Below are 20849 nucleotides of genomic sequence, written 5' to 3'. Positions count from 1 at the left end.
CATTATAATACATTAACAAGCTGCGGGGGGCCTCAGTCATGGAAGTATTTTTGTTTCCTTTGGTCAATGTGACTCTGTTTCCGCATACGACCAAACCCCTAAATATCTTTGAACCTCGCTATTTGACTATGGTGAAAAATGCCGTAGCTCACAATAAGCCCATCGCCATGGGATATATCGAAGATCCTTCGAAAGTGGCGCCAGTTCCTCCCGGAGAACCAGTACCGTTTGTCAGAGAAGTTGCTGGCTATGGATACGTACAAATCATCGAGGAGCGAGTTAATGGAACTCTTCTGGTCTTTTTGCAGGGACAAGGCAAGTTACGTTTAAAACATACAATCGACTATAAGACGCCTTACATTGTGTGTGAGGCTGATATTATCCCAGAACAGACGATTGTAGATCCGCAGCATTTGGTCCGCTTGCAATCACTTCATAAAGTTCTTTTACGCTGGATTCATACTCATATTCCAGATCCAGCGCAAAGAGACATGTTTGTTCGAAATTTAAATCTGCCTGAAGAAGTTGTCGGAGCTTTTGCGTCTTACATGGTGCGCGACTACGATTTGCAGCAGATGGTTTTGGAATATAACGACATCAACGAAAAGGTGGATTTCCTCCACCGTCTTACAGAGTCAAATGAGCTGACAACCTAAGTTGCCTGCTGCGCGGGCGACGATGTCGGATTTCTCGTAAAGAAGAGCCATTGAAGCAAAATGACCCAGATCACTTGTGCCAGGCACAGGTGAGTGATTTTCATCCAAGTGGGCGCATGCAAAAATAACGTACTCATCCCGAACAGAATTTGCACAATTAAAATACCCGCCATTTGCACTGATTTTTTTTGCAGCAAAGGGTTTTCCGTCGTTTGTGCTTTTAACCAGAAAAATAAAGCCATACTGCCGGCACCTAAAACAGCCAGAACAGGGTGCAGACCGCGCAAGCGAATTAGGTAATGGGATTCGGAGGAAAGATCCGCCAGTAGTCCTTCTAAAATATTATCGGTGGGAAAGAGGGAATTAGAAAGTGCCGCCCACGCACCTGTTGTACCCAAGATCACGATGACCCATGGAAGTAGTTTATACTTTTTGTAGTTCGCAAGGGGAGCCGGAGTGGTGTCATTTAAAGCCGCTGCCGCGTAAGCTAAAGCGACTGCACCTGTTAACATAAATGAATTCACCTGATGAAGTGCCATGACGAAAGCACGGTAAGGCGTATCGTTCGTCGTCACCAGTTTAAAAAGAACAAGCTTGGCGCCTAGCAAAGCCTCGGTGATCATGAAAATCAGTGCAGCTACAGCAGCTTTGCGAGCAAAGTGACCAACAGGGTAGAGTTTGCGAGCCATCCAGAAGAAATAGATCACAACAAAACCATAGATCCCAGACATGAGGCGATGGCCGTACTCAACCCAAGTTTTTCCGCGTTGAGCTTCGGGGATTAATTGCCCGTGACACAAGGGCCAAGTGTCTCCACAGCCGTCTCCCGAGTGAGAGATGCGCACCCAAGCACCCCATAAAATCACGAGGATTGTGTAAACTAAAAGGCCAAATGCAAGTTTCTTGTATTGAGTGCGTGTCATCATGTGCAAAGGGCTATCATGAGCTTGAAAGTCGGTCAATAAACGGCTCTAATGGAGCGCATGAGTAATGAACATCACCATCATCATCACAGTCATAGCGGCGGGCATCATCACCATCATAGCCATGGAGCCGTTATCGGTCGCATGCGCTTCGCCTTTGTTCTCAACCTGGGGTTTGCATTAGTTGAATTGGTGGGTGGTTACTTGACTAATTCTGTAGCGATTATGAGTGATGCTCTTCATGATTTCGGAGATGCATTAGCGATGATCATTGCTATCGTGATGGAGAAAGTTTCTCATAAATCGAGTGATCAAAAGTTTTCATATGGATATCGTCGCTTTTCTGTTTTGGGTGCGGTCATCACGGGGATGGTACTGATCATCGGTTCTGTTTTTATTTTAGTGGAAGCAGTTCCGCGCCTGTTAAACCCGCAGCCCGTTCATGCTAACGGAATGTTAGTATTAGCGGTTATGGGTGTGGCAATAAATGGATTTGCGGCACTCCGAGTTTCTAAAGGGACTTCGTTGAATGAGCGGATGCTCATGTGGCACATGATTGAAGATGTTCTAGGTTGGGTTTTGGTTTTATTCGGAGCCTTGGTCATGAAGTTTTGGGACATCCCACAAGTCGATGCGGGCCTTGCCGTGGCATTGTCATTGTGGATCTTATTCAATGTTTTCAAAAATCTTCGTGAAGCCATGAAGGTGTTCTTAATGGCTTCTCCAACCGGGGCTTCCGCCGAGGTTGTTTCTGAAGAGATCAAAAAGATTCCGATGGTCGTCGATGTTCACCATTCGCACCTTTGGTCCCTTGACGGTGAAAACCATGTTTATACCGCGCATGTTGTTTTGAAAAGTGAAGCGAATACTTCCGATATGCAAAACGTAAAGAACGAAATAAAAAAACGCGTGAAAAACTTTGGAATTGTCGAGGCCACTATTGAGACAGAGCTAACGGGTGTCTCATGTTTAGACCCTCAGCATTCTTAAATAGATTAAACGACCCGACCTTGGATCTGTACTAAGTTGAGCCACAAAGTTCACTTTTGTGGCATTTTTATAGTCATGAAGCCTATCTAATTATCTAGATTTCCTCGAAATAATCGAATTGCTCCGTAAGGTTTCGTGAGTTCTTTGCCGATAAGAACTCATAACAAGGAAACCATCGGTATGTTTAGGTATAAAGGAAATACGAAGGGTAATGCTATTCTTCAAGTACTTACAGCCATCGCTGTGATGAGTATCAGCTTTTACTTCTTGTCGACATACGTTATTGCCCAAAGAAAACAAATCGTTAAAACCAAGAACGTCGTCAATTTAAAGTTTGCCGTGAACAGCGCTCTTGACTATGTGGTTTTTGGGATCCGTCAAAAGTATTGCTTTGATGATAATACACTTTTGCAGAATACGACAAGTTGTGACTGGAAGCATGCTGGTAATGTGGAGCGATTGGTAATGTCGGATGAGCAGCTTCAATCTCTGCAAGCTATGGTCGCGGCTGGCACCAGTATTGGTCCGTACGACAGTTTGAGCACACTTCGCCTTGATACCATTCAGCGAACTCTTAAGTTTCCGGTTTCGTCGGCCCATCCTCTATTTCCGGTGGTGAATAGTTTAAAACGAGTTGTGGATGAGATGACTGGGAAAGAAATTCCAGTCAAAGGGATCTCTGTTACCATTAGCAGACCTGAAAATTCCGGTTACTTGCCCAAGGCAGGTCGTGAAGTTTACGTCGTTGCAAAGGTGTCCTTAATCGATAGTGGTGGTGTCGTGATCCAAATCGGTAGTGAACCGATTTCTGTGACTTCGCGGCTCGCAATTTATCCGCGTGAATTAGGCTCATTTGCATTGGTTTTACCTGGCGATTTGCATATGGATAAGGACTGGATGGCCTCGCAAGTGAAGGCGGGCGATGTCATGTTTCACAAATATCCAGATAAAAAAACTATCGGTACAAGTGCCGGTATGGTGTTCAAAAGTCCTGTCTTCGTGAACGGTAATATTTATCTGGCGAAAGATACCGGAAATGCTTCCACATCCAACTATTCTGCAACGACATTTGCAGATAGAGTTTACATGGGAAATGGATGGATTTTAAACCCAGACAACTCACCTTACGCACCAGTATCGCAGGGGGCTTTGCCAGATCGTTTTTGGGCAGACTCTCGTGTATTTGGCGGATTTTTACGAGGCATTGAAAATGACGGTCTTCGAGATTTAGGTTTGGACGTATTGTCGGGTGCATCTTCTGGCTCAAACGGTAACGAGTATAACCTAAATGAGATTTGTGCGAACTTAAATTTAAAAAGTACAGAGCTTGATTCAATGGAAGCATCCAATGTAAAAGCTGCGTTGCAAGATTCGTCTGATGGAAACGAAGCGTATTCACGTTATCGTATTAATCTGACGAACTACAATACATTTTATGCTCAAAAGAATGCGTTGCCTGCGCCAACGACCTATTCAAAGAGTGGTAATGCATGGAAAGAAGTTGTTAATTATTCGGTTAATAACAATGGTAAATTGACGGGTGCAATTGCAAGCGTTGAATTTGGATATGGTGACGGAGACGAAAAGAAAACTTTCAGCATGGAGATGACAAAGAACGGCTCCTTTTCTTTGAAACCACCGGTTTTAAATGACCAGCTTTATTCAAACAATAAGAATGAAATAATTAAACAGCAAAAGATAATTTCGGAGAGCTCAACTATTTCTCGTGAAAATACTGCTGAGTTAGCTGTTTTAAGTTCCAAAATTCAAGCAGCCCAAACGGAAGTCGATAAGGTCCAAGATAAATTGGACATAGCTTTGAATAGAGAGAAAGAACCGGAAGTGGTCGTTAAACCAACGGTGACTCCGACCGCTACAGCAACAGCTTCAGCAACAGCCACAGCCACAGCGACGGCTTCTCCTACAGCAACAGTTTCTCCAACAATTTCCCCAACTGCAACAGTAGCACCGACACCAACGGCTACAGCATCGCCTTCAGAAACTGTCACACCTCCTTCAGGCGGTTGGTACAGTCAAGCAGAAGTGGATAAATTAAAAGCTGAATTGGCCACTGCAAAAGCGACATTGAAGAAATGGCAAGATCAAAGAGATGCCCTTGAAAAGGCAGACAATACTAATACAGCAAGCATAAAGGATGCGCAGAAGGTAATTGAATCTTTATCTACTTACCAAAGTGCTTATGAAAAAGCAAAAAATGCTCCTCCCGAAATTGCAGTAGACTTAAATAAAGTTTATAGCTGGTCAGGTAAAGAGTATAAAGATCGTATCGACGTGGAGATCACGTCAGATGATTTTCAGAATCTAATTGATAGTAAAGGCAACCGCATCAGTAAGTTTTATGTACGTTTTAAAATGTACGATGGAACTTACTATAACAGTCAGCCAATCCGTTCCACGGCGGATGCAAATCACTTAACTGGTTTCTTGAATTTTACCGTAGATTCGTCGGGTCGTATTACTCGTCCAACAATGTTGTCAGCAACTTCGGGTACCGCAGGTACTGAAGATGATCAGTCTGCGGACATGGCGGCTCGCTGTGAAGAGTATTATAATATGATCAACTCTCAATCATTCGGTGCTGCAAACTGGGGGGTAAGCTTCTCTTCGAACACTAGGAAGTCTTGGAATTTCGCTGGTGTGACAGGTAGTGTGACAACAGATCCAATTTTGGCAGAGAAAAAATGGACTTCGAATGATACTAAGTTCGGTGTTTTTTCAATTGTGAAAAATTGTATCATCACGAAAGATGTAACTTTCGTCACAGGTTTTTATACATGTGACAATCTGACAATCGAAACGCGCACTCAGCCACTTCGAATTATTGGTACCTTTATCATAGGTAAAAATATGAGAGTAGCCCCTGAAGCTATTAAGGCCGGAATTGTTTGGAGTAGTATCTATTGGCCACAGGCGACACCAGAACTAAGAAGTCGCTTAATTCTTGCCCCATATACAGAACCAACCAATGTTGCTAAGTGTGATAAATTACCATCTCCGATTTGGCATCCAATGCCATCTATCCAAGAGACCGCTGATCGCATGGCTTGTAACGTAATCAGCTTACGCGCTAAGGCCGATCCATTTAAATGGACGGCTGTGGATCCTGATTGTGGTATCCCGCCTGGTGCAACACAAACAGTTCCGACATGTAAGCGCCGTATCTACCACTACTACGTGGTTGAGCAAGCTAGGGAAGGGGCCGGCATATGATTAAAAAGTTATTAATAGCAAATAAAAAAGGACAAGGTATCATCGAATCTCTTGTCGCGCTCGGATTAATTTCCGTAATCGGTATGACATTTGCCGGGGGATTAATTTCTCTTAGAAATACATCTAAGAAAAGTGTTATGGCATCGGCTACCGATCGCCAGATTGCGGATATTGCTGAGAATATCAAGGCGGGAGTTCAGGACTATCAGGTCAACTTTGATTATGATCAGCAGAAAATCGATGATTATCTTCCTATTAATAATCTGCCCATGCTTTGGGATGTGGGGATGGTTGCATCTAAAGGAGAATGCCCTCGATGTGAGGGCACATATGGTTATATCATTCAGCCTTATGAAAAATACCGTGGTCTTTATCTGGTGACATTGCGAATGACCCATAAAAGTTGGCTGCCAGAAAAATTTAGAGACTACAATTTCGTTGTGAGCGCAAAATGATGATTAAGAATCAAAAGGGTCTTACAATTCCAGAATTAGTGATCGGGATAGGATTATCTGCGGTCGTGATTTCTGTTGTTGTTGCTGTCCAAGTTCAAATGGCAAAAGAGCAGGATAAGCTTGTTAAACAATTAGATGATTCAATTGATCAGAATCAGGCCGAGCGTATTGTTTATAAAGACTTAGCCGGTGTGGAAGTTTCTTATAACAATCTGAAAATTTTGGATGATAACGCTAACAACTTTTACGATTACATACCTGATGTCACTGAAAACACTCTGACGGGGACATTAAGTCGTGAATTTACTCTTTCTTTGGCAACGAAAAGCACCGAATTTATCGTGATGACCCAAAATCCGGCAGACGGGGCTTTGTTAAACTACGATCCGGTATGGGCCTATGATGTGGGAAAAGATCCTGGAAACCCAAACATCCCTGCCGATCTTGCCTTTAGCGCAAAAAAGAATCGCACCTGGATGACCAATGAAAAAAATGGTGGACGCCCTGGTTTTTGGAAGGATGGAAATGTTCTGATGTACGATACTCCAAGTCGTATTCGGCCGGTAGTCAATGGAACTATCAATATGTCGACTCCACCAAGAAGTCCAATATACATTGGTTCAATATCAATCAATGCTGGCGATAACTTGCAACCTGTTGGCAACGAAATACTATCAAAACTCAACATGACTCAGCCTTCAACCGGAGAGTCTATTCCAAACTTAGATACATTTTTAAGAAAGCTTCCATCTGTGGGGGGAGGGCAGACTATCGTGAGATTAAGGTCTGTCAGAATCATCAAATACTCTTTAGAACAAGATACGAAGAAGATCGCGAAAGATTACAATGTCGTACCAGCGAATTTGATGGTGTCAGAGTATCGCAATGGACAGTGGTCCAATAAGCGCTTGTTAGCTGATGGTATTGACAAGATGGTGTTTCGCCGTGACTCGATAATTAAACGAATGATTTATTATAAAATTACTAAAGCTAAACGTTTAGACGGTTTGAACTTTTAGGGGGACGTTATGAAATCGACATTTGTTTTCGGAACAGCGGTAGCATTGCTGAGCAGCAGTGCATTTGCCGTTGATCAGAGCAACGTCATAAGTCGAGATGTGCCGATGGCCGTTAACTCCGTAAGTTCGGGGGAATCGGTTGTCGGAGCGCCGTCATCAGGTACCGTTACAAGATCGGGCCGATCAACAATGACTGTGCGTCTGGTGAACTCTTGCTTTCCAACCAATCTACGAGCTGTAACAAATCCATTGGCTCGAAGTTCATTGGTAACAGCAGATATCAATCTTTTGATTGGCTCTCACACATACAATTTAAAAGCTGAATATCCTGCCAATATCGTGGGTGACAGACCGCAAAATCCATTACAGGTTTTCACTGGCACTGTAACTAACATGAAGTCTTCAAAATATAAGATGACTCCTGAGGGTGGTACAGTTTCCATGTACGGCAATGTGGTAGAATTCAAAACATTGATTCCTACGGGGGTTTCTGTTGATGACTCTGCTACTATTACCGTATCGAAGGAAAATGTGGCTCTGGGGGCGATGAAGTTTGAGCAAGAGATTTTGGATTGCAATACGGGTCCAGTTTGGGGCGAGTACGGCTACTCTTCCAAGATTCCAACCTACGGCTGTGCGGATTTTATGGGTAAGGACGGCGACATTTCCGCAACCATTGCAGGCTTTAACGTATCTCCAGATCGCTCGTTAGCAGAGATCTTTATCAGCTTCCCTGGGGAGACTGGTTTTTGCGGTGGTTACTGGTCGCCATTGATGGTCTTCTTCGATGATAAGCTTCCAAAATTTGATAACGTCAGTAGCTTTCCATTAAATCCAGATGGGAAAACATACTGGCCAAATAAAAACGGTCCGGGATTCTTTCTAAGTCTTGATCGTGACAAGAACGGAAAAATCGATAAGAAAGACGAATTATTTGGTAACACAGCTCAATTCGATAACGGTTTTGATGCTCTGAAGGAGCTTGATACCAACAAAGACGGTATTATCGATGCCAAGGACAAAGACTTTAAGAATCTTGTCTTGTGGAATGATAAGAATGGTGATGGTATTTCTCAAAAAACGGAGATGACGAGGGCTCGTTTAAAGCTTGATAAGATCGAGCTTAATTATGAGAACATTCACCAGACAGTGGGAGCTAATGCAGAGTTGCGCCAACGCTCAAAATTCCATTACACGGACGCCCAGGGAAAGAAAAAAACTGGAATTGTGTACGATGTATGGATTTCTCCCTATATCGCGCCAAGTTTGGCTGCAACCAAATAGTCACCTAACGTTCAGCAAATCCTGAACAGTCTTTTCTAGAACCTGTGCTTTCTTAGCGTCGAAGCCGCGAATGAAAGTCACAGGTTTTGTGTTTTTATCGAAAACAAAAACAGTGGGGATTGCTGCGACATCGAAAGTCGCAAGGAGTTTCTTCTCCGGGTCAGCAAAGACCGGGAATGGATAGGGAGTCTTTTTAAGATAAGCATCACGTTCAACAGCTTTCTCATCCTCGTTAATGGCGATAACGACCAAGCCTTGCTGTTTATACTTCTTATAAAGAGCCGCATAGTGGGGCAGAGCTTCTTTACACGGTTCGCACCACGTGGCCCAGAAATCGACCAATACGACTTTGCCTTTTAGGTCTTGGAAGCGAATTTTATGTTCGTTCAGCGATTCGCCGGGCAGGGCTGTGAATTTTACGTTTGGAACATCTGCGGCGAGCAAAGCGAACGGCGTGAGTACTGAAAATACGAGCACAGCAAAGGAACGTAACATAAAACATCTAATCCACTTTATTAAGGTACTTGAGTAGGAGATCTCGGCCCCGCATTTTCGCCTTTAAGATCGAAAGAAAGATAAACACCCCGCCGGTCTTGCGATCCAGGAAAATAATTTCTCGTGGAGGAGTTCTAAAAGAAAACTGCCGAGCGATTTGGAATACCTTTTTAGATAAACGCTGCGGAAGATCCGTATTCTTCCAATCGTAATTTCCTTGAGCATCAATACGGCCTAAAGAATTTCTGGGATCACCGTGTTCGATGAACGGTTCAACAGTTTCAAAACAGAAGGCTTCAAACACCGAACGTAACTCCGCGCTATCAGTTTCGCGCACGAATCCCAATTTCAACGCAGCATCTGTAAACACCTTGCGATCATTGTATAGCGAGCCTTTCACCATTTGACGATAAGGTCCTAGAAAGTTTTCGTCATACGTTCGAGTCGCTCCAAAATCCAAAAGGATCAATTGGTCGTGTCCTTGGGGATCAATGCGGATGCGATAGTTTCCGCTATGGGGATCGGTTTGCACCACGCCCCACTCAAAAATCTCTTTAAAGTAAAGATCTAAGAAGTTCACCGCCAAGCGATTGCGGCGCTCTTGTGGAAGGCTTTGAATAACCGGATCATCAGCGCGAAGTCCTCGTTCAAAGGATGTAGCTAAGATTTTCGAACCTGAATACTCGCGGTAAACTTTTGGAACGATAAAACGATGATCCCCATCTAAACGGCGATGGTAGTCTTCTGTGGCGTTGGCTTCTTGGATGTAATCCGTTTCTTGAACCAACATCTCACGAATCTCCGCGAACAAAGAGTCCGTGTTGAAATCTTTGGGAATCAACTTCAATGTGGAAAGCATCGTTTTGATAGCCCGCAGGTCGCTATCAATAGCTTTATCGACATTTGGATACTGAATTTTTAAAACGATTAATTCCCCTGTCGCTTTAATTTTAGCGCGGTGAACCTGTCCCATAGATGCGGAAGCCAGCGCCTCTTTTTCAATTTCCAGTTGCGCGAGTTTTTCTTCGGGCAAGAGTTCTTTGAGGCGCTTTTCTATGGCACTCCAATTCAAAGACGGGGAATCTGATTGCAAAGATTTTAAAAACTCATTGGCTTCAGGTGGGAGAAAATGCTCACCATACATGGAAAGCATTTGCCCTGCTTTCATCAAGCTGCCTTTAAGCTGGCCCAGCTCTGCACTGATATTGGAAGCTTGAGTTTCTAAAAGCTTCTTCCAATTGGCTTCTTTGAATTCTTTAGATTTTAAAACTGTCGTGACACCGTGCTGGGCCACGGAGGCGCCCGTTTGCAAAGTGATCTTTGCGATCGAAAGGCCACGCGAAAAAACCGAGGATTTAATTTTATTAAGTCCCTGTTCTTCCTTTTTATTGGAAGCTGGTGCATCGCTATTCTGTTTTTTAGCAGACTTTTTATCATCCATGCTTCAAAATTTTACCCAATTCTTGATCAATGTTAAACCCTAAAAGTCCACGCACCGCATGAGTGTGTCGCTGAGCAAAGAGGATTTCATGGTGATATTCTGGTTCCGTCGTGATTTGCGAATGAATGACAATGCCGGTCTTTTTCATGCGTTGAAAGACGGCAATCAAATTCAACCGCTCTTTATCTTCGATTCTGACATCCTTGATAAGCTGGAGGACACCAAAGATGCCCGAGTGACGTTTATTTACGACACTGTGGCCTCCCTAAAAAAGAACCTCCAAGAGTTGAAATCAGATTTATGGGTTCGGCACGGGAAACCCCTAGAGATCTTTAAAGACCTTTTAAGTCAACATCAGATTACTGCCATTTACACGAATCATGATTATGAGCCCTATGCGCGCAAACGCGATGAGGAAGTGTCAAAGCTGGCAAAATCCAAAGGTGTTGAATTTAAAACCTTTAAAGACCAAACTCTTTTTGAAAAAGATGAAATCCTGACATCGCAGGGCAAGCCCTATACTGTCTACACGCCATATAAAAACAATGTCTTAAAAACTCTGAACGAGTTTTACCTAAAATCCTATCCCACCGAGACTTACAAAAATTCCTATTCGAAGATCAAAAAAGTCGAGGCAATGCCAACGCTCCAGTCCCTAGGATTTGAAAGAACCTCCATCGAGTTTCCTCCCATGAAGGTTTCAACGAAGCTTTTGAAGAATTATGCAAATACTCGTGACATCCCATCGCAAGAAGGTGGCACATCTCACCTCGGCATGCATCTGCGTTTTGGTACCCTTAGCGTTCGGGAGCTGGCTCGAGAAGGACTAAAGTATTCCCCGGTCTGGTTAAGTGAACTTATTTGGCGTGATTTTTTTATGCAGATTTTGTGGCATTATCCAGAAGTTGAAAAACGCAGCTTTAGACCCGAATACGATAAGATTGCTTGGAGAAATTCTAAAGCAGATTTCAACAAATGGAGCGAGGGTAAAACGGGATACCCATTGGTTGATGCCGGAATGAGGGAGCTTAACGCAACAGGGTTTATGCACAATCGAGTGCGCATGGTGGTGGCGAGCTTTTTGTGTAAGCATTTGTTGATTCATTGGTACGAGGGTGAAAGATACTTCGCAAAAAAACTCTTGGATTATGATTTGGCAGCGAATAACGGAAACTGGCAATGGGCTGCCGGATCGGGCTGCGATGCTGCACCATATTTTAGAATATTTAATCCTGAAGCCCAAGCGAAAAGATTTGATCCGAATGAAGAGTATATAAAAAAATGGGTGCCAGAATACGGAACAGACAAATATCCTGAACCTATGATTGATCACAACGAAGCTCGCGGTCGTTGTTTGCAAGCCTTCACAAAGGCACTTAAAAAATAGAAGGGACGCGCTATGAAAGTTCTAATGACAGGGGCGACGGGACTTATTGGTAAAGAGCTGGGAAAAACGCTTGCTTTACAAGGCCACCAGATCATCGTAATCAGCCGCAGCCTTGCGAAAGCTCGCGAGATCTTACCATTTCCTTGCGAAGTCGTCGTCGGTGATTTAGCTCAGGGAAAAATAGAAGATAAAAAATTAGAAAATATTGAAGCCGTCGTGAATCTAGTTGGCGAACCCGTGGTGGGTCAGCGATGGTCTGAAGATAAAAAGAAAGCCATCTATCAATCACGAATTATCGCAACTGAAAACCTGATCAAAAGCATCCCTCAAGATGTTAGGGTTTTTGTCGGTGGTTCAGCTATTGGGTACTACGGAAACTGCGGCGATACAGTTCTAAAAGAAGACCATCCAGTGGGTATGGATTTCTTAGCTGACATATGTAAAGAATGGGAGCGCGCCTCAAGCCGTGCTCCAGGTCGCAAAGTTTTTATTCGTACGGGAATTGTTTTGGCAAAACAAGGTGGCGCTTTGGATGAAATGCTTTTCCCATTCCGCGCCGGGGTTGGTGGTCCACTCGGAGACGGCAAGCATTGGATGAGTTGGATACACCTTGATGATATCGTAGGTTTATTTGCAGAGGCTCTTACTAATAATGATTGGATAGGGCCAATTAATGGCTGTGCTCCAAATGCGGTGACCAATCGCGAATTTTCCCAAACACTCGCGGAGTCCCTCGGAAAATCCCTCGGCCCCTCAATCCCTCCTTTGGCAATAAAAGCCATGTTTGGTGAAGCCTCGGAAGTCGTGCTTTCTAGCATTCGTGGTAGTGCCGAAAAAGCGATAGGACTTGGATATCTGTTTCAATATTCAAATTTAAAAGAAGCTCTAGATGATATCTGTGCACCCTATAAAAATGGTGAGGAAGTGTTTTACTCTGAACAGTTCATTCCTCAAGCACCTGAGGAGCTGTTTCACTTTTTCAAAGATCCCCATAATCTGGAAAGCCTTACGCCACCAACCTTAAGTTTTAATATTCAATCGGTTTCGACACCAGAAATTGAACAGGGGACGATTATTAACTATAAATTAAAAATTCACGGCATTCCTGCCAGTTGGAAAACAGAGATTGACGAGTGGAAACCGCCATTTCGTTTCGTCGATAACCAGACGGCGGGACCTTATAAATTGTGGCATCATACTCACGAATTTAAACCCTTCTTGGGAGGGACGTTGATGGTGGACCGAGTTCGCTATCGCTTGCCCTTGGGTTACCTCGGATGGCTTGCCGCGAGTAAGTGGGTGCGTAAGGATGTTGAAGAGATCTTTAAGTTTCGACGTAGTTACATCTCACGAATGGATACCCCGAAAAAACCATAGCTAGACAATAAAAAAGCCACCTGATGAGGGTGGCTTTTTAAGTTTTAGTGTCTTGACGTTTCCGCGAAAAAACTAGTGGCGAACGATGTCCTTAGATGTTTCCTTAGCAACTTCGTTCAGACAATCTACAAAGAATTTGCAAACCATGAACAAGTGGATTTGTTCATCAGCTTGAAGTGCCGGTTCTAGCTCTGGAGACATAAAAAGCTCTTCGACCATATAGTTTACAAGTTCCGGTTGACCTTCAGATTTAGCGCGCTCCTGGATTTGCGCAAGCATTTCGTCGTTCATTTGTAAGTAAGATTCCATTTCAGGCTCTGCTTTTTCAAAGCGGGCCACGACTTCGTCTTCAGTGATCGCGCGAAGGTTCTTATATTTTTCCTCAAATGCACGGTTTAAGATCAAAGCCATCATAAAGCCCAAGTCTTGAGCACTCTCAGACATGTCTTCGATAAACTCCATGAAAAAACCGCCCAAATCCGGTTGCACTTCAAACAGGTGCTCAGACGCTTTTTCCAAATCGGCCTCAGTCGTCATTCCGCAGATCACGTCAATAGAATCTTGTACAACTTCAAATGGGATTTTTTCCATGCTATTCCTCTTACTTATGTTTACTATGGCAAAGGATACAGGGGAGATGGGCATGATGCAATTCATTAAGACAGTTACTATGATGCTTATTACGACGCTAAGCTTCTGTTTTGTTCCTGCAGTGGCCTTTGCGGAAATAAGCGCAGAAGACATTTTTACTCATAAGATTCAGCCTCTTTTTGACAACCGCTGCCTTTCTTGTCACAGCTGCTTCAATGCTCCTTGTCAGTTGAACTTGCAAAACTTCGAGGGTTTCGCCCGTGGAGCCAATAAACTTAATGTTTATGACGGCACTCGCACGAAAAGTGTCTCACCTTCTCGAATTTGGATCGATGCCAAATCCACCGAGGAGTGGCGAACTAAGAACTTCTTTACAGTTCATACTTCGATTGATCCTGAAAAAAATGTGTTCTTTCAGATGTTGAATTTACGGGCGGAGAGTTCCGCACCTGTTAAAGTGCAAGCTCACGAGTCACAGGTATGTGCGGCGAATATGGACCAATTTAACGCCATGAAAAAGTCTAAGCCCGAGTTAGGTATGCCTTATGGTCTGCCAGCTTTGCAGGAATCCGAACTGGAAACCATCAAGTCATGGATTTCTAAAGGTGCTCCTGGTCCAAGTGTCGCTTCGGAAGAAAAACAAAAACACGTTCCTGCAAAATTACGATCTCAAGTCGAAATGTGGGAAAAATATTTGAATAAACAGGATTTGAAGCAAAAGCTTATCAGTCGTTATATTTATGAACATTTATTTTTGGCTCATATCTATTTCCCAGAGGAATCCAGAGATTTCTTTAGGCTGATTCGCTCTAAAACGAGTTGCGATAAACCAGATGAAATCGCGACCCGTCGTCCAAATGATGATCCTGAAGTTAAGAACTTTTATTATTGCTTGATTAAATTTCCTGGCACGATCGTCGCAAAAACTCATTTGCCTTACGAGTTCTCAAATCAAAAATTGGAAAGATTTAAAACTCTTTTCAATGAGCCCATCTGGCAGATTAAAGAGCTTCCAACTTATGCTTCGGGTGTGGCTGAAAATCCCTTTATTACTTTCCAGGATATCCCTGTAAAGTCTCGCTATCAGTTTTTATTGGACGATGCTCAATATCACGTCGCAACCTTTATCAAAGGACCGGTGTGCAATGGCTCTATGGCTGTAAACTCCATTCAAGAGCAATTCTATACGTTCTTTATAAACCCCGATGCCGACAATATGGTTTTATCCAAAGACTACGAGAAAAAAGCAGCTCCCTTATTGGCGTTGCCAGGCTCCTTTGGCTCAGACGTTGAGTTCACCTCGGCACCATTGGATTTAAAGCGCATCACAGATCATCGAGAGGGCTATCGCAAACTTCGCAGTGAAGAGCTTATCAAGAACCGCCCTGACGGGTATGTCTTGAATGATATTTGGAATGGTGATGGGAAAAATGACAACGCTGTTTTGACTATTTTCCGCCACGATCAAAATGCGGTGGTGATGAAGGGAGCGGTGGGTGATCTTTCAAAAACCGTCTTTGTTTTAGATTATCCCCTGTTTGAAAGACTTGTTTATAACTTGGTGGTGAATTTCGACGTCTTTGGAAATGTGGGACATCAGCTTTTAACTCGTGTTTATATGGATATGATCCGAATGGAAGCCGAAGAATTATTTTTAAGATTCCTGCCACCAGAGGAGCGTTTGCAATACCGACGCAACTGGTACCAGGGAATTTTGGCCAGCGCCAAAATGGCCTATATATTCCCACCAATCGGCTCTGCAGAGCCGACAGGGGTGCGCTTCACCAAGGGTACGCAAACGAAACGTCAAATGGTTGAAAAGATTTTATTCTATCACATGAATGATCAAGTGCGCGGAATCATCGATGATATTAACTGGCGCAAAGTCGCTCCTCCAGACAGTTTAAATATCAAACTGAAGGCCACGGGACTTCATAAGGAACTTCGAAAAATTTCCGCAGTGCCAGCAGGTAGCAGCACGCCCTTTGCACGCTATTTCCCTGATATTGCTTATGTGATGGTGAAGGGTAAAGATAAGACGCGCGTCTTTACTCTGATCCATAACAAAGAACACGAAAATATCTCTTGGATCACAGGGGAGTCGTTACGTATGGCACCTCAAGAAGACACCCTCACTGTGCGCGAAGGATATTGGGCATCCTATCCCAATATGATTTTCCAAATGGAAGAAAAAGATCTGATGATTTTTGCGAATCAAGTGACTCGCATCAAAGACGCTAAATCCTATGATACTTTGGTTGATAAATGGGGAGTACGTCGTCAGAATCCTAAATTCTGGTCTTACTATGACGAGCTTCAAAGCTCGTATCTGCAGTATGACCGAATCAATGCAGGATATCTCGACCTAACCCGTTATGACCTTTGATTACTGGCACTTTGAGCACAGGCCAAAGAAATCCAGACGGTGGGCAACTTGTTTATAGCCCATCTTTTCAACCATATGAATGTGTTGATCTAAATCGCAGATATGCAAAGGTTCAACACGTTGGCAGTTGCGGCAAATGACGTGATGGTGATGGTGGCCCGACTCTAACGTGAGCTCAAAGCGGGCAATCCCGTCGCCGAATTCAAGGCGACTGACTAGCAGAGTTTCTTCAAACTTCTTAAGGATGCGGTAAATAGTAACCAGGTCGACACCAGCTTCTTTACCGCCCAGCTTTTTAAAAATTTCATCGGCAGAAATAGGTTCTGGGTGATGCAAAAGGATTTTTAGCATCTGACTGCGTTGCTGGGTCAATTTCATCCCAGCTTTACGAACTCTTTCTTCAAGAGTGTCGATATCGATATTTTTACGTTCCTGACTGCATTTGCTCACGGCGAAAAGCATAGCCGATTTGGTGCTCAAAATCTAGCCTTCGAGGGTCTCAGGGTAGGTTTTTCTCCGTTCCCGCCTGTGCTCAATTACGATTTCTTGGATCTTAGGACTGTAAGCGAGTTTAAGCCGTAATAGGTATAACAGATGGCTGCAAACACGGGGATAAAGAAGAGCGCAAAGGGGATGTAGGAAAAAAATCCCAGGATCATACCCATCCCGAAAAGAGGATTTGCCTCATTTTTTTCAATCAATTGGCGCTCTTCCTCGCTCGCATAATCTTGAAGGACATCATACAAAAACACTCTTTTATTCAACCACGAGGTCAAGGTCAAAGGCACAAGCATCGGGCCCATGGGAACCAACCATAAAGGCAAAGTCACTGTGAACCAGAATATAAATAAAGCCGTGGCATACAAAGTATTCCAAAGACTTCCAATTAACGAGCCACCGCGTTTTTTTTCCAAATGAGGAAAGTCTTTTTCGGCAATCCATTTTAAAGCCAGAGGTAAAACAAATATGGAAACTAAAATAAGTGCAAAAAGAAAGCAGGCCGGAACAAAAAGTAAAACTAATAAAACGGCTGCGATGGCATCAAAATAACCCTCGGCTCCTTTAAAATCATGAAGCCACTGAAAAGGCCAAAGCCCTTGCAGAAAGCCATCCAGCGCCATCGTCCAGCTGCCCCAAAAGAAAAAGAAAACCGCAAAGACTGCGACCACCGCTAGGATCGGGGGGAGAAATGTCAGAAGCAAAAGGCGAGAGCTAAACAAAGATTCAAAAGACTGTCTGAAAGTTTTGATTATCTTGTGCATGAAAACATCTTTCCTCTTTTAAATTCGTCTTGCAAGTGTTTCAATGAAGCGATCATGAGAAAAACCATTTATCTTTTCAGACATGGACAAACTGATTGGAATCTTCTTCGCCGTATGCAAGGGCACTCCGATATTCCACTCAATGATGAAGGTCGAAAACAGGCGACAGTACTCCAAGACTTCTTTAAGGACAACCCTGTCGAGATCATGGCCAGCAGTGATCTTTGCCGTGCTCAGCAGACAGCGTCTATAGCTAATAAAAATTTAAATGCGCCCACTTTTTATTCTGAAAATTTCCGCGAAGTATTTTTAGGTGACATCGAGGGTATGACCCAAGATGAAATCTGCAAGAAACATGGTGAGGATAACTGGATTAAATGGACCTCTCATGAATTTAAGGATTTTAATTTTACTTATGCAAACGGCGAGTGCGCGGTTGATGCCATTGACCGCTTTCAAAAAGGCTTGCAAGAATTCTGCGAAGGTAATGAGTTTACAGTGGCGGGACTCTGTACTCATGGGCTCATGCTTAAAAGGTTCTTGCACTCATTAAGACCTGATTTGCAAGAACCATTGCCAATCCCAAACTGTGTGGTTTACCGCATTCATTGGAGCCCTGAAAAGGGCTTTGAGTTCAATCCATAAATTATTGAAGGCGAGGCAAGCGCATTACGAAAGTGGTGTTGCTTGCTGCTCTATCCAAGAACAATCCACCCTTGTGGTTTTTCATAATTCCTGACGAAATACTCAAACCCAGGCCGGTTCCTTTGCCGAGCTCCTTCGTTGTGAAGAAGGGCTGCATAATTTTTTCTGCAACGTCGTCTGGGATTCTTGGTCCCGAATCGACGACCTTAATATCTATATAATCCCCATACTCTTTGGCTTCGACCCGAATCCATTTTTCCTCGGATTTTTGAGTAGCATCGAATGAGTTATTTAATAGATTTAACAAAACTTGTTCAATTTGAATAATGCGACACTCAATCTCTAAATCTTCATCGATATCTGATAAGAAAAGTTCGACGCCATAATTGTAAAAACGAGTTTTGCAAAACTCCAAAGTTTCTTCCACCAATGTTTTGGCTGATACAAACTCGAATGGGTCTTGTTCGCCTTCGCGAGAAAACGAGCGCAAAGATTTAATAATTTTAGCGATTTTATCTGCTGTCTTGCTGATGCTTTCTGCGGCTTGTTTGATTTTTTCCGGGTCTATTTTTCCTTGCTCCACCATCTGAGTGAGCTGAAAGGAACGGGCCTGAATAACAGTCAGAGGATTGTTGATTTCATGCGCGATACCGCCTGACATTTCGCCGAGGGCTGCCATTTTGGCAGCAGATACCATTTTAGCTTTTGTTTCTTCGATTTGTGCTTCTGTTTGAATTTCCCGTGTCGAGTCCCAGGCAACACCATAAAAACGAGAGCCCGTGGAGGTTTCTTGTCTTCGGCCGTAACAATTCACGTGATGAATCGAGCCGTCGTCATGGCGCACGCGATAGCGAATATAAATTTCAGGATTATTACTGCGATAAGCTTCCATGAATTGTGTCGAAGAAGGTTCGCGGTCCTCCGGTAAAACCCGGCGACGGAAAGTTTCTAAGGGATCGTCATTTGGCTCTTCGCCATGAAGTTCAAACATGCGCTTATCCCAAACTCCCTCAGGAATTTCAGGATCGTATTCAAAAGTTGCCATCTTTGCGGCGGATAAAGAGAGGTTTAATTTTTCAAGAGTTTGTGACAGGCGAGTCTCATGGGCTTTCTGATCATCAACGACTGCCGCGATGCCGACCACACTGACAGGTTTTCCCTTTTCGTCTCGCTTAAAGACAGTGATACGATCATCGATCCAGTGATACTGACCCCAAGCATCTTTGAAGCGATACTCGAAGTGCAAAACCTCGCCGTCGGCCATTTTAGAAACAACATAGTCCCGTGACTTCGCAAGTGTGCTTAAATCGTCCGGGTGCATCACCGTCGCCCAATAATCTTGCCCCATAGCGCGAAGTTGTTCTTGAGTCCATCCAAAGCGACTGGCCACATTTTCGTTAAACCAAGCCATGGTGCCAGCTTCGATATCAAATAGATAAACGGCGCTCGGCAAGAATTCAAACACCTGCTCAACAAGAGTTTTTTGGTTTTTAAGTTTTTCTTCAGCCATATTGAAATTAATGATAGCTCGAAGAGATCAATAACGCAAAATGGCTAAATCATAATCAAACCTTAACAATACTCCCAAAATACCCCGTGCTAGATTCCGTTCGAATGGGAAAGTGTATGAAATACCTTCAGTTAGTATCAGCAATGCTTATTTTTGCAGCATCATTTGTGGGGAAGCGTGTGTACGCTCAAGTTCCTGTGATTCGTATTGATGGATCCAGCACAGTTTTCCCAATCACTGAGGCTATGGCCGAAGAATATCAAACTTCCAAGCGCGGCAAAGTTCGTGTGACAGTTGGCATTTCTGGAACGGGTGGAGGCTTTAAAAAGTTCTGCCGTGGCGAAACAGATGTCCAAAATGCTTCTCGTCCGATTCAATCCGGTGAACTTGAAAAGTGTAAATCTAAAAATGTTCGCTTCATTGAACTTCCCATTGCTTACGATGCAACAGCTATTATCGTAAGTCCAAAAAACACGTGGTTAAAATCGATCACTGTTAAAGAACTAAAAAAAATGTGGGAACCCACTGCCCAGGGTAAGATTATGCTTTGGTCTGACGTGAATCCCGCATGGCCCAAAGAGAAAATGAAACTATTTGGAGCGGGTTCCGATTCAGGGACGTTTGATTACTTCACGGAAGCCATCGTGGGTAAGGCAAAATCTTCCCGTGGCGATTATACAGCCAGCGAAGACGACAATACATTGGTAACCGGTGTAGCGAACGATCAAAATGCAATTGGATATATCCCATTGGCTTATGCAGAGGAAAATAACACCAAGCTTCGCATCGTTCCGGTGGTTGGGGGTGAAAAGGCTCCCAAGAAAAACGAAGCGGTAACTCCAACAAAAGCGACTGTTGAAAGTGGGGAGTACTTTCCCTTGTCGCGCCCGGTGTTTATTTATTTGAACGAAAAATCTTTGGCAAAAGCTGAAGTTTTAGAGTTTGCGAATTTCTTTCTTCAAAAATCTCCAAGCATTGTTCCTGAAGTAAAGTACGTAGCCCTTCCCGCGGCGGCTTACACAACTGGATTGGAACACATCAAGATGAAAAAAGTGGGCACCGTATTTGGTGGCCATTCTGAAATCGGCATCAAGATTGATGACCTGATGAAGCGCGAAAGCGCTCAGTAAGAAGTCACAGCGTGAGTAAAAAACAATTAAAGAAACTTTCTGAATTTACATCTGCGGACCATCCTGT

Annotated in this window: 18 protein-coding genes; 11 read left to right on the top strand and 7 right to left on the bottom strand. The window is 43.6% G+C overall.

What is annotated here, in order from left to right; all coding sequences use genetic code 11:
• Nucleotides 1-38: 38 nt before the first annotated feature.
• The gene (locus tag B9G69_RS14940; protein ID WP_088614439.1) at nucleotides 39-656 is read left to right on the top strand and encodes an LON peptidase substrate-binding domain-containing protein; all 618 of its coding nucleotides are present in this window, start codon (nucleotides 39-41) and stop codon (nucleotides 654-656) included.
• Here the strand turns inward: B9G69_RS14940 and B9G69_RS14935 are convergent.
• The gene (locus tag B9G69_RS14935; protein WP_254916752.1) at nucleotides 653-1582 is read right to left on the bottom strand and encodes a COX15/CtaA family protein; all 930 of its coding nucleotides are present in this window, start codon (nucleotides 1580-1582) and stop codon (nucleotides 653-655) included. The two genes, B9G69_RS14940 and B9G69_RS14935, sit on opposite strands and share 4 nt — an antisense overlap.
• 57 nt (nucleotides 1583-1639) lie before the next feature.
• On the opposite strand from B9G69_RS14935, the gene B9G69_RS14930 reads away from it, so the two are divergent.
• The 5 genes from B9G69_RS14930 (at nucleotide 1640) to B9G69_RS14910 (ending at nucleotide 8558) form a co-directional block, all read left to right on the top strand.
• Entirely contained in the window at nucleotides 1640-2569 is a 930-nt protein-coding gene (locus tag B9G69_RS14930) for a cation diffusion facilitator family transporter (RefSeq protein ID WP_088614440.1), read from the top strand.
• 180 nt (nucleotides 2570-2749) lie between these two features.
• The gene (locus B9G69_RS14925) at nucleotides 2750-5800 is read left to right on the top strand and encodes a coiled-coil domain-containing protein (protein WP_141096873.1); all 3051 of its coding nucleotides are present in this window, start codon (nucleotides 2750-2752) and stop codon (nucleotides 5798-5800) included.
• Nucleotides 5797-6255 (top strand): type IV pilus modification PilV family protein, encoded by a 459-nt coding sequence (locus B9G69_RS14920; RefSeq protein ID WP_088614441.1) that lies wholly within the window; start codon nucleotides 5797-5799, stop codon nucleotides 6253-6255. The genes B9G69_RS14925 and B9G69_RS14920 overlap by 4 nt, the downstream gene beginning before the upstream one ends.
• Nucleotides 6252-7274 carry a hypothetical protein gene (locus B9G69_RS14915; RefSeq protein ID WP_088614442.1) on the top strand — a complete coding sequence of 341 codons (1023 nt, stop codon included), beginning with the start codon at nucleotides 6252-6254 and terminating at the stop codon, nucleotides 7272-7274. The genes B9G69_RS14920 and B9G69_RS14915 overlap by 4 nt, the downstream gene beginning before the upstream one ends.
• Nucleotides 7275-7283: 9 nt before the next feature.
• The gene (locus tag B9G69_RS14910; RefSeq protein ID WP_088614443.1) at nucleotides 7284-8558 is read left to right on the top strand and encodes a calcium-binding protein; all 1275 of its coding nucleotides are present in this window, start codon (nucleotides 7284-7286) and stop codon (nucleotides 8556-8558) included.
• On the opposite strand, the gene B9G69_RS14905 is transcribed toward B9G69_RS14910, so the two are convergent.
• A complete protein-coding gene (locus B9G69_RS14905) occupies nucleotides 8559-9053 on the bottom strand; it encodes a TlpA disulfide reductase family protein (RefSeq protein ID WP_088614444.1) in 495 nt (164 codons plus the stop codon). It abuts the gene before it with no gap.
• Nucleotides 9054-9060: 7 nt separating this feature from the next.
• Nucleotides 9061-10494 carry an ABC1 kinase family protein gene (locus tag B9G69_RS14900; protein WP_088614445.1) on the bottom strand — a complete coding sequence of 478 codons (1434 nt, stop codon included), beginning with the start codon at nucleotides 10492-10494 and terminating at the stop codon, nucleotides 9061-9063.
• An 88-nt stretch (nucleotides 10495-10582) separates the two neighbouring features.
• Between B9G69_RS14900 and B9G69_RS14895 the strand changes: the two genes are divergently transcribed.
• Both B9G69_RS14895 and B9G69_RS14890 read left to right on the top strand, forming a co-directional pair.
• The gene (locus B9G69_RS14895) at nucleotides 10583-11881 is read left to right on the top strand and encodes a cryptochrome/photolyase family protein (RefSeq protein WP_254916753.1); all 1299 of its coding nucleotides are present in this window, start codon (nucleotides 10583-10585) and stop codon (nucleotides 11879-11881) included.
• A 12-nt stretch (nucleotides 11882-11893) separates the two neighbouring features.
• Nucleotides 11894-13258 carry a TIGR01777 family oxidoreductase gene (locus B9G69_RS14890; protein WP_088614446.1) on the top strand — a complete coding sequence of 455 codons (1365 nt, stop codon included), beginning with the start codon at nucleotides 11894-11896 and terminating at the stop codon, nucleotides 13256-13258.
• A 72-nt stretch (nucleotides 13259-13330) separates the two neighbouring features.
• Here the strand turns inward: B9G69_RS14890 and B9G69_RS14885 are convergent, their stop codons facing one another.
• Nucleotides 13331-13849, bottom strand: a complete 519-nt coding sequence (locus tag B9G69_RS14885) for a hypothetical protein (protein WP_088614447.1) — start codon at nucleotides 13847-13849, stop codon at nucleotides 13331-13333.
• Nucleotides 13850-13901: 52 nt separating this feature from the next.
• Here B9G69_RS14885 and B9G69_RS14880 point away from each other — a divergent pair, with 52 nt between their 5' ends.
• Nucleotides 13902-16235 carry a fatty acid cis/trans isomerase gene (locus B9G69_RS14880; RefSeq protein ID WP_254916754.1) on the top strand — a complete coding sequence of 778 codons (2334 nt, stop codon included), beginning with the start codon at nucleotides 13902-13904 and terminating at the stop codon, nucleotides 16233-16235.
• On the opposite strand, the gene B9G69_RS14875 is transcribed toward B9G69_RS14880, so the two are convergent.
• Together B9G69_RS14875 and B9G69_RS14870 are read right to left on the bottom strand one after the other, a co-directional pair.
• Nucleotides 16236-16715 (bottom strand): Fur family transcriptional regulator, encoded by a 480-nt coding sequence (locus B9G69_RS14875; RefSeq protein ID WP_254916755.1) that lies wholly within the window; start codon nucleotides 16713-16715, stop codon nucleotides 16236-16238.
• A 56-nt stretch (nucleotides 16716-16771) separates the two neighbouring features.
• Nucleotides 16772-17497: an EI24 domain-containing protein gene (locus tag B9G69_RS14870; protein WP_088614448.1), complete on the bottom strand. Its 726-nt coding sequence runs from the start codon at nucleotides 17495-17497 to the stop codon at nucleotides 16772-16774.
• 54 nt (nucleotides 17498-17551) lie between these two features.
• Between B9G69_RS14870 and B9G69_RS14865 the strand changes: the two genes are divergently transcribed.
• Nucleotides 17552-18142, top strand: a complete 591-nt coding sequence (locus B9G69_RS14865; protein WP_141096874.1) for a histidine phosphatase family protein — start codon at nucleotides 17552-17554, stop codon at nucleotides 18140-18142.
• Between the two features lies 1 nt (nucleotide 18143).
• Here the strand turns inward: B9G69_RS14865 and B9G69_RS14860 are convergent, their stop codons facing one another.
• Nucleotides 18144-19652: a PAS domain-containing sensor histidine kinase gene (locus B9G69_RS14860; RefSeq protein WP_088614450.1), complete on the bottom strand. Its 1509-nt coding sequence runs from the start codon at nucleotides 19650-19652 to the stop codon at nucleotides 18144-18146.
• Nucleotides 19653-19795: 143 nt separating this feature from the next.
• On the opposite strand from B9G69_RS14860, the gene B9G69_RS14855 reads away from it, so the two are divergent.
• Entirely contained in the window at nucleotides 19796-20782 is a 987-nt protein-coding gene (locus tag B9G69_RS14855; RefSeq protein WP_088617073.1) for a PstS family phosphate ABC transporter substrate-binding protein, read from the top strand.
• Nucleotides 20783-20849 lie beyond the last annotated feature (67 nt).

It is taken from the genome of Bdellovibrio sp. SKB1291214, assembly GCF_002209355.2.
Taxonomy (GTDB): Bacteria; Bdellovibrionota; Bdellovibrionia; order Bdellovibrionales; family Bdellovibrionaceae; genus Bdellovibrio.
The sequence above is the reverse complement of the archived record's forward strand: the minus strand, read 5'-3'. Positions and strand labels throughout refer to the sequence as shown.